The sequence below is a fragment of the Saccharopolyspora sp. NPDC045941 genome (genome assembly GCF_056431445.1).
In genome coordinates this window covers 1-7,436 of record NZ_JBWKKU010000136.1, presented here as the reverse complement: position 1 = coordinate 7,436, position 7,436 = coordinate 1, and the positions used below count along the sequence as shown (strand labels likewise).

Below are 7,436 nucleotides of genomic sequence, written 5' to 3'. Positions count from 1 at the left end.
GCGCACACTCAAACGCATCACCGCCAGCCCCCGCAAAATCACCGCGATCGTCCGCGCCGCACTCACCCTCACCCACCACGAACACGGCAAAATCCCCTGAGATCACCTCATTGAAATTGCGTCCCTCCGAGACTCGGTTCCCCCTTTTCGGGGGTTTCCCGTCAGAGCTTGATCGTCGGGTTGTGGATGTCGAACCACGTCGACAGGTCGAGGGCCCTTTCGAAGGTGTAGCGCGCCATCGGCTCGATCCGCGCCGGGTCCTGCGCCAGCGCTCCGCGCAGCCACCGCTCGTCGAGCAGCGACAGCGCCGGGTCTCCCGCGGCGACGAGGTCCGCCACCTGGCGCTGCAGCACCGCCGCGTACTTCGGGTCCTGTGTGGACGGATACGGGCTCTTCACCCGCTCCACCACCGACTTCGGCAGCACGTCGGCGGTGGCGTGCCGCAGCAGGCTCTTCTCCCGGCCGTCGAAGGTCTTCAGCGACCACGGGGCGTTGAAGACGTACTCCACCAGCCGGTGGTCGCAGAACGGCACCCGCACCTCCAGGCCGACCGCCATGCTCATCCGGTCCTTGCGGTCCAGCAGGACGCGGACGAACCGGGTCAGGTGCAGGTAGCAGATCTCCCGCATCCGGCGCTCGAAGTCGCCCTCCCCGTCGAGCACCGGGACCGAACCGATGGCGTCGCGGTAGCTGTCGGCCACGTAGGACTCCAGGTCCAGCGCCGCCGCCACGTCGGGGCTGAGGATCTCCGCCCGGTCGGTGGAGTGCGTGCGCACCGCGGCGATCCACGGGAAGGTCTCGGCCTGCCTCACCTGCGGGTCGTGGAACCACTTGTAGCCGCCGAAGACCTCGTCCGCGGACTCGCCGGACAGCGCCACAGTCGAGTGCCCGCGGATCGCCTTGAACAGCAGGTAGAGCGACTGGTCGAGGTCGCCCATCCCCAGCGGGAGGTCCCGGGCCTGCACGGTGGCGCGGCGCACGGCGGGATCGGCGAGCGCGTCGGGGTCCAGGACGATGTCCTGGTGCAGCGACCCGACGTGCTCGGCGACGTCGTGGACGTACGGCGTGTCGGGCGTGCCACGCATCTCGTCGGGCACGAAGTTCTCGGCCTGGCCGAGGAAATCGACCGCGAAGCTGCGGACCTGCTCGCCGCTGCGCGCCAGCTGGCGGCCGGCCAGTGCGGTGATGGCGCTGGAGTCCAGGCCGCCGGAGAGCAGCACGCAGCGCGGCACGTCGGAGATCAGCTGCCGCGCGACGATGTCGTCGAGCAGCTCGCGGACGTGCGCGACGGAGGCCTGCTGGTCGTCGTCGTGCGCCGCGGCCCGCAGCCGCCAGTAGGTGTGCTCGCGCAGGCCCTTGCGGTCGACGGTGACGACGGTGCCCGGCTCCACCTCGCGCATGCCGGACCACATCGCCTGCCGCGGCGTCTTGACCATCGTGAACATCTCGCGCAGCCCGCCGACGTCGACGACCTTCTCGGCCAGCGGGTTGGCCAGGATCGCCTTCGGCTCGGAACCGAAGAGCACGCCTTGCTCGGTCGGGTAGTAGTACAGCGGCTTGATGCCCATCCGGTCGCGGATCAGCAGCAGCTGCTCGCTGCGGGTGTCCCAGACGGCGAAGGCGAACATCCCGTTCAGGTGTTCGGCGACCTGCGGGCCCCACTCCAGGTAGCCGTGCAGCACGACCTCGGTGTCGCTGTCGGTGTCGAAGCGGTGACCGCGGCGCCGCAGTTCGTCGCGCAGCTCGGTGAAGTTGTAGGCCTCGCCGCTGTAGACGATCGCGACCTCGCCGTCGGGCGTCGCGGCCTCCATCGGCTGCGCCCCGCCGGGCAGGTCGATGATGGCCAGCCGCCGGTGGCCGAGGGCGGCGTGCGGGCGCACCCAGGTGCCGCCGGCGTCCGGGCCGCGGCAGGTCATGGTGGCGCACATGGCGTCGAGAGCGGGTTGTTCGCCGGTCAGGTCGCGCTGGAAGTCGATCCAGCCGGAGATGCCGCACATTTCGGGTTCTCCTCCGTGTCGGTTTGACCTCGCGGTGGTCCGCGGGCGCCGGGTTCCGGGGGTCCGCGCCACACGCGCTTTCATTAGCCAGGTTAACTAGATCGTTGCATCGACGAAACCAACTCACGGAGTGAAGTCGAACACTCACAAAGCGTGCGGATCAGTGAAACCGCCTGAAAACCGGCGCCGTCAGTTCACCCGATCGGGCTCATCAAGAACGCATCAATGCGTTCGGGGCGGGCGTCAAGGAGCCGTCATGGGCCTTGGCCGCGCCCGTCGCGGGGATTTCGCTGGATATAGGCGGTCACCACGAGCCGGTGGCCCGATTTCGAGTGAAGGAGTGCGCAGCGGTGGCTGATCTCGCCTACGCCGTGCTGCTGATCGGCGGGTTCCTCGTCCTGGCGTTGACCCTCCGCGGTTTGGAGCGCTTGTGAGCACCTTGCTAGCCAACGTCGCCGGAGGCGTGTTGGCGCTGCTGTTGATCGGTTACCTGTTCGTCGCGCTTATCCGGCCGGAGAAGTTCTGATGAGTTCCCCCGTGGTCGGCCTGGTGCAGGCCGGCCTCCTGATCCTGGCCATCGGAGTGGTCTACCGGCCCCTCGGTGACTACCTGGCCCACGTCTACACCAGCGAGAAGCACTGGCGCGTCGAGAAGGCGGTGTACCGCCTGGTGCGCATCGACGGCGACGCCCAGCAGCGCTGGACCACCTACGCCGCCGGCGTCCTCGGCTTCTCGGTCATGTCCGTCGCGCTGCTCTACCTGATGCAGCGGTTGCAGCCGCTGCTGCCGCTGAGCTTCGGCCGCGGCGCGGTCGACCCCGCGACGGCGTTCAACACCGCGGTCAGCTTCGTGACCAACACGAACTGGCAGTCCTACGTGCCGGAGAAGGTGCTCGGGCACACCGTGCAGATGGCCGGGCTGACCGTGCAGAACTTCGTCTCGGCGGCCGTCGGCATGGCGGTCGCGATCGCGCTGGTGCGCGGCTTCGCATCCGCCGGAACCGGCCGCATCGGCAACATCTGGGTGGACATCACCCGCGGCTGCACCCGCGTGCTGCTGCCGATCGCGGTCGTCGCGGCGGTGCTGCTGGTCGCGCTCGGCGGGGCGATGAGCCTCGCCTCGGGCATCCACGTCATCGGTCTGGACGGCCAGGAGCACATCATCGCCACCGCGCCGATCGCCAGCCAGGAGGTCATCAAGGAGCTCGGTACCAACGGCGGCGGCGTGCTCAACGCCAACTCGGCGCATCCGTTCTCCAACCCCGGCGGCATCAGCAACCTGCTGGAGATCTTCCTGATCCTGGTCATCCCGCTGGCCCTGACCCGCACCTTCGGCACCATGGTCGGCGACCGCCGCCAGGGCCGGGTGCTGCTGACGGTGATGGTCGCGATCATGGCCGTGATGACCGCGGTCGTCTGGTGGGCCGAAAGCCACCCCAACGGCCCGGCGACGCTGGCCGCCGGCGGTGCCCTGGAAGGCAAGGAAACCCGCTTCGGGCTGTTCCTGTCCGGCCTGTTCGCGGTCGCCACGACCGGCACCTCCACCGGCGCCGTCAACGCGATGCACGACAGCTTCACCGGGCTCGGCGGCCTGGTGCCGCTGCTGAACATGCTGCTCGGCGAGGTCGCGCCCGGCGGCGTCGGCGCGGGGCTGTACGGCATCCTGGTGCTGGCCGTGATCGCGGTGTTCCTGGCCGGGCTGATGGTCGGCCGCACGCCGGAGTACCTGGGCAAGAAGCTCGGGCGGCGGGAGGTCACCGCGGCCGCGCTGTCGATCCTCGTGATGCCCACGATGGTGCTGCTCGGGGCCGGCACCGCGCTCGCGCTGCCGTCCACTGAGGACGCCCTGAACAACACCGGCGCGCACGGCCTGTCGGAGGTCCTCTACGCCTTCGCCTCGGCGGGCAACAACAACGGCAGCGCCTTCGCCGGGCTGACCGTGACCAGCGACTTCTTCCAGGTCGCGCTCGGCATCGCGATGCTCTTCGGCCGCTTCGTGCCCATCCTCGCGGTGCTGATGCTGGCCGGCGCGGTGGCCCAGCAGCAGCGCGTTCCCGCCACCGCGGGCACGCTGCCCACCACCGGCCCGCTGTTCGCCGGGCTGCTCGGCGGCACCGTCATCCTCGTCGCGGCGCTGACCTTCCTGCCCGCGCTCGCCCTCGGACCGATCGCGGAGGCCCTCGCATGACCACCACGCTGGAGAAACCCCAGGAATCGCAGCGGGAAACCGGGCCGCGGAAGATGACCGCGGGCGCGTTCAGCCCGCGCCAGCTGTGGACGTCGCTGCCGGAAGCGCTGCGCAAGCTGAACCCGAAGCACCAGCTGGCCAACCCGGTCATGTTCGTGGTGTGGGCCGGCTCGGTGCTGACCACCGTGCTCGCCGTGGCCGATCCGAACGTTTTCAGCATCTCGGTGGCCGCCTGGCTGTGGTTCACCGTGCTGTTCGCCAACCTCGCCGAAGCCGTCGCCGAAGGCCGCGGCCGGGCGCAGGCGGAATCGTTGCGGCGCACCAAGACCGAGGCGGTCGCGCAGCGCCTGGTCGACGGCGTCGAGGAGCAGGTGCCGGGCACGGCGCTGCGCATCGGCGACCGGGTCGTGGTCGAGGCCGGCGAGGTCATCCCCGGCGACGGCGACGTCGTCGAGGGCATCGCGACCGTCGACGAATCGGCGATCACCGGCGAATCCGCCCCGGTGATCCGGGAATCCGGCGGCGACCGCTCGGCGGTCACGGCCGGCACGACGGTGCTCTCCGACCGGATCGTCGTGGAGATCACCACCAAGCCGGGCGAAACGTTCGTCGACCGGATGATCGCGCTGGTCGAAGGCGCGCAGCGGCAGAAGACGCCGAACGAGATCGCGCTGACGATCCTGCTGTCCACGCTGACGATCATCTTCCTGCTCGCGGTGGTCGCCCTGCAGCCGATGGCCGGCTACTCCGGCTCGCTGCTGTCGGTGATCACCCTGACCGCGCTGCTGGTGTGCCTGATCCCGACGACGATCGGCGCGCTGCTGTCGGCGATCGGCATCGCCGGCATGGACCGGCTGGTGCAGCGCAACGTGCTCGCCAAGTCCGGCCGCGCCGTGGAGGCCGCGGGCGACGTGGACACGCTGCTGCTGGACAAGACCGGCACGATCACCTTCGGAAACCGGCGCTGCACCGAGCTGCTGCCCGTCGGCGGCGCCACGCTCGGCGAACTGGCCGAGGTCGCGCGGCTGTCCAGCCTCGCCGACCAGACCCCGGAGGGCACCAGCATCGTGGCGTACTGCGCCGAGCAGTACGGGCTGCCCACGCGGCCGCGCGGTTCGGAGCTGCAAGCCGAAGAGGTCGCCTTCACCGCGCAGACCCGGATGAGCGGCATCGACATCGACGGCCGCGAGATCCGCAAGGGCGCCACCAGCGCGGTGCGCGCCTGGGCCGGCGGCATCTCGTCCGAAGTGGAGGGACTCACCGAGGAGATCGCCTCGCAGGGCGGCACGCCGCTGGTGGTGGCCGAGCGAAGCGGCGGCGAAACCCGCGTGGTCGGCGTGATCCGGCTGTCCGATGTGGTCAAACCCGGCATGAAGGAGCGGTTCGCCGAGCTGCGCGCGATGGGCATCCGCACCGTGATGGTCACCGGCGACAACGAGCTCACCGCCAAGGCCATCGCCGCCGAGGCCGGCGTCGACGACTACCTCGCCGAGGCCAAGCCCGAGGACAAGATGGCTCTGATCAAGGCCGAGCAGGAAGGCGGCCGCCTGGTCGCGATGACCGGCGACGGCACCAACGACGCGCCCGCGCTCGCGCAGGCCGACGTCGGCGTGGCGATGAACACCGGCACGGCGGCGGCCAAAGAGGCCGGCAACATGGTCGACCTCGACTCCGACCCGACGAAGCTGATCGAGATCGTCGAGATCGGCAAGCAGCTGCTGATCACCCGCGGCGCGCTGACCACCTTCAGCATCGCCAACGACCTGGCCAAGTACTTCGCGATCCTGCCCGCGATGTTCGTGGCGATCTACCCGCAGCTGGACGCGCTGAACATCATGCGGCTGGCCACCCCGACGTCGGCGATCCTGTCGGCCGTCGTCTTCAACGCGCTGGTCATCATCGCGCTGATCCCGCTGGCGCTGCGCGGGGTCCGCTACCGGCCGACCACGGCGAGCGCGCTGCTGCGGCGCAACCTGCTGGTCTACGGGCTCGGCGGCATCGTCACGCCGTTCCTCGGGATCTGGCTGATCGACCTGGTCATCCGCTTCATCCCGGGCATCGGCTGAGAGGCCGGGACATGCCGAGGATCCCGTTGGTCCGCAGTTTCGATGAGGTTTTTCCAACCTCGTTTTTGCGTGGCGGTGCGGGTGGCGGAACCTCAGAGGCTCCCTGGTCTGTGAGGCCCCTCCTGATGTATGTCCAATACACGGCGGAGGGGCCGTCCTCGCCCAGGAGTGCCCCAGGGGCACGGGTGCAGTGAACCCGCGGCGGTGCGAGTGTCGTAGGTGGGTTATGCGCCTGCGGCGCATGCGACACCCATCGACGTGCAGCTTTGCGACCCGCGGCTGCGGACCGACCAAGATGAAAAACGCTCAATGGAAATTGCGGTCCTCCGGCGTGTCAGGTCCCGACACACCGGGACCTGTGGACAACTTCCGCAATTTCAATGGAAATCGGACCTTCGATTTCCATTGAAATTGCGGCCGACCCGAACCGAAGAGGCACTGATGAAAAGCACACTGCTGCGGCAGGCGTTCGCGGGGTTGCGGCTGTTGCTGGTGGCGACCGTCGTGCTCGGCGTGGCGTATCCGCTGGCGATCTGGGGGATCAGCCGGATCCCCGGCCTGCAGGCCAACGCCGAGGGCTCGCAGATCGTGGTGGACGGCAGGGTCGTCGGCTCGTCGCTGATCGGCATCGACCCGGTCCCGGCCGACCCGGCCAACGACCCGTACTTCCACACCCGGCCTGCGGCGTCCGCCGAGGGCGCGCTCGGCCCGGGCGACCCGGCGAGCACCGGCGGCTCCAACTACGGCGGAGCCAGCGAGGACCTGCTCGCCGCCGTGCAGGAGCGGCGCGACGCCATCGCCGCCCGCGAGGGCGTGCGGCCCGAGCAGGTGCCGACGGACGCCGTCACGGCGTCGGGCAGCGGCGTCGACCCGGACATCAGCCCGGCCTACGCGGAGCTGCAGGCGGCCCGGGTGGCTCGCGTCACCGGCATCCCGCTGGAAGAGGTCCGGAGCCTGATCGCCGAGAGCACCAGCGGTGGGATCGTCGCCGAGCGCGTGGTGAACGTGACGACCCTCAACGTCGCCGTCCACCGGGCGAGGTGATGCCGACGGGGTAAGTTGCCTGGTCAGGGCCCGTGCGTACTTTTGGTTGCCATAGCCCGGATCCGCCGGTGGTGGGTTGGGTTTTGTGGTGGTGGGGGTCGTGTCGTGGTGGGGCAGATGCCCTCTGGCCTGGGATGATTGT

At 69.6% G+C, this 7,436-nt stretch carries 5 protein-coding genes; 4 read left to right on the top strand and 1 reads right to left on the bottom strand.

Annotated features, from left to right (window positions below; all coding sequences use genetic code 11):
* Window positions 1-161 precede the first annotated feature (161 nt).
* Complete coding sequence (gene asnB, locus AC07FN_RS45455) at window positions 162-1,997, bottom strand: asparagine synthase (glutamine-hydrolyzing) (protein ID WP_478401309.1); 1,836 nt, start codon at window positions 1,995-1,997, stop codon at window positions 162-164.
* A gap of 430 nt (window positions 1,998-2,427) precedes the next feature.
* Here asnB and kdpF point away from each other — a divergent pair, with 430 nt between their 5' ends.
* The 4 genes from kdpF to AC07FN_RS45435 all read left to right on the top strand — a co-directional run bounded on the left by kdpF (window position 2,428) and on the right by AC07FN_RS45435 (window position 7,294).
* Complete coding sequence (kdpF, locus tag AC07FN_RS45450; RefSeq protein ID WP_093262700.1) at window positions 2,428-2,523, top strand: K(+)-transporting ATPase subunit F; 96 nt, start codon at window positions 2,428-2,430, stop codon at window positions 2,521-2,523.
* Window positions 2,523-4,184, top strand: coding sequence for a potassium-transporting ATPase subunit KdpA (gene kdpA / locus AC07FN_RS45445; protein WP_478401308.1), 1,662 nt, complete (start codon window positions 2,523-2,525; stop codon window positions 4,182-4,184). The genes kdpF and kdpA overlap by 1 nt, the downstream gene beginning before the upstream one ends.
* Window positions 4,181-6,250, top strand: a complete 2,070-nt coding sequence (gene kdpB, locus AC07FN_RS45440; protein WP_478401307.1) for a potassium-transporting ATPase subunit KdpB — start codon at window positions 4,181-4,183, stop codon at window positions 6,248-6,250. The genes kdpA and kdpB overlap by 4 nt, the downstream gene beginning before the upstream one ends.
* 441 nt (window positions 6,251-6,691) lie before the next feature.
* Complete coding sequence (locus tag AC07FN_RS45435; RefSeq protein WP_478401306.1) at window positions 6,692-7,294, top strand: potassium-transporting ATPase subunit C; 603 nt, start codon at window positions 6,692-6,694, stop codon at window positions 7,292-7,294.
* Window positions 7,295-7,436: the final 142 nt, after the last annotated feature.

Coding starts and splice junctions, on each gene's coding strand:
- asnB (WP_478401309.1), bottom strand. CDS start 1,997: ATGTGCGGCATCTCCGGCTGGATCGACTTCCAGCGCGACCTGACCGGC.
- kdpA (WP_478401308.1), top strand. CDS start 2,523: ATGAGTTCCCCCGTGGTCGGCCTGGTGCAGGCCGGCCTCCTGATCCTG.
- kdpB (WP_478401307.1), top strand. CDS start 4,181: ATGACCACCACGCTGGAGAAACCCCAGGAATCGCAGCGGGAAACCGGG.
- AC07FN_RS45435 (WP_478401306.1), top strand. CDS start 6,692: ATGAAAAGCACACTGCTGCGGCAGGCGTTCGCGGGGTTGCGGCTGTTG.